The organism is Lactobacillus helveticus DSM 20075 = CGMCC 1.1877, assembly GCF_000160855.1.
Lineage (GTDB): Bacteria > Bacillota > Bacilli > Lactobacillales > Lactobacillaceae > Lactobacillus > Lactobacillus helveticus.
Genome location: NZ_GG700759.1, coordinates 11,224 through 13,068, shown reverse-complemented (window position 1 = coordinate 13,068; position 1,845 = coordinate 11,224). Strand labels below are relative to the sequence as shown.

The window sequence follows — 1,845 nt, the reverse complement described above, 5'->3', positions numbered from 1 at the left end:
GAATTTTTCGTTCTAAACACTTTTTCTATGCACTAGTTTTGATTATACTTGCCGTTGTCGCAAATTTAATGTCATTCTTGTGCAAAGCCTGAATATATTTTCCTAAATATAAATTTTTAACTGCCGATTGTTTCTCAGGTTTTACTTTGAAATACACGGCATAGGTAACTGTACGTCCGTTTTGTCCAGAAACACCAATAATTGAAGGACCAGAAGAAATAGTGCCTTTTTCAGGCTTAATTGATTTATTAACTTCTTTAATAATATGTTTAACTTGTTCAAAGTCGTTATCTGCATCTAATTCTAAATTAATAGTTAATCCGATAGCATTATGAGCAAGATTTTGCACAATAGTGATATCTCGATTAGGGATGTAAATTATTGAACCATCTGATGCCTTTAAACGAGTAGTCCGCAATCCTAACTGATCTACAGTACCAATCTGCCCATTGATGGAAACAGTATCGCCTACATCGAATTGATCCTCACTTAAAATGAAGAAGCCGTTAACTAGATCACTAACAAAACCTTGGGCCCCCATACCTAAGGCAAGAGAGAAGATTCCGGCACTGGCTAATAATGTTCCCACTGGCACGCCAATAATGGATAAAATTCCAAAAAGATAAAAGAATATCAAAGTATATTGGAAGATACTGTTGATTAAGGCAGTAATTGTTTTGGTCCTTTTGTTTCTGATCGTATTATGTCTAGCTAAATAATTGTTAATTATCTTATGACCAAAGTGGGATAAAAGGTAAAAGATTAAAGTAGTGATGGCTAGTTGCCAAATGTTAGACAAGAAATTTTGACCAATTTTGTCCCAGTTGAATTGAATTTTATGCATATTTATATGCGTGGGTAATGTAGGTGGTTTCATGATGAGTAGGTTATATAATATCCTTTCTTTAATTTAATAGGTTATAATAAAAGAATAACAAGACATTAATTGAGAATAAAGTATATTCATGCTAGACTTTTTTTAGATGGTATATGGAGGTAGAAGATAGAATATGACAATCTCTTATGGTGCTTTGGCTGGCTTAATTGCTGCAATCGCATTCTTAATTTTAGTATTATTTACGATCCCTATGCTTATTCGTACAGCAAAAGTTTTGAAAGAAACTAGTGCGACTATTCAGACAACTAATGAATCTATGAAGAAGCTTTCTGAAGATATGGATGGTCTGATGGATCAAACTCATAATTTATTAGATCAAACTAACGACCTAATGATCGATGTTAATGGTAAAATGAAGACGTTAGATCCAGTAGTAAAAGCCGCTGCAGATTTAGGTGAAAGCGTATCCGAATTGAATGATTCTTCAAAGAAGATCGCTAAACGCTTTAGTAGCAATCACTTTAGTCATGCTGGTCTCGTTTCTTCAATTGCGGCAACTGCCTTTGCAAGACGCAGACGCCGTAGAGGTGAAAATTAATAAAGGAGGATTTCACTATGAAAAAATTTGCAAGTTTTGTATTAGGTGCTGTAGCTGGTTGCGCAGCCGGCTTTATTGCAGGTTCATTGCTTGTTAGTGATGAACAAGTTGATGATGTTAAGAACAAGATTAAAGACAACGATAAGCTTCAAGATTTGAAGAAGAAGTACGACAATGGTACTGAAATCGTTAAGAATCAATTAGCTTCATTCCCTAAGAATGTTGAAGATTATTCAGAATTAAAGGACTTTGACGACATCGTTATTGATGATTCAAACAAGGATAATGATGTTGCTGATGGCAACAATGCAGAAAAATCAGTTGATGATTTAAACAATGCTGAAAATGATGATACTGCATCAACTCCAGATAATTCATCCGAAGAATAGTTCATTATTCATCACAAAAT

3 protein-coding genes are annotated in these 1,845 nt (G+C 34.1%); 2 read left to right on the top strand and 1 reads right to left on the bottom strand.

The window, feature by feature from the left end:
- Positions 1-25 precede the first annotated feature (25 nt).
- Entirely contained in the window at positions 26-877 is an 852-nt protein-coding gene (locus HMPREF0518_RS08220) for a mechanosensitive ion channel family protein (RefSeq protein ID WP_003627743.1), read from the bottom strand.
- Between the two features lie 133 nt (positions 878-1,010).
- On the opposite strand from HMPREF0518_RS08220, the gene HMPREF0518_RS08215 reads away from it, so the two are divergent.
- Positions 1,011-1,436, top strand: a complete 426-nt coding sequence (locus HMPREF0518_RS08215) for a DUF948 domain-containing protein (protein ID WP_003627742.1) — start codon at positions 1,011-1,013, stop codon at positions 1,434-1,436.
- Between the two features lie 17 nt (positions 1,437-1,453).
- A complete protein-coding gene (locus HMPREF0518_RS08210; protein ID WP_003627741.1) occupies positions 1,454-1,825 on the top strand; it encodes a hypothetical protein in 372 nt (123 codons plus the stop codon).
- Positions 1,826-1,845: the final 20 nt, after the last annotated feature.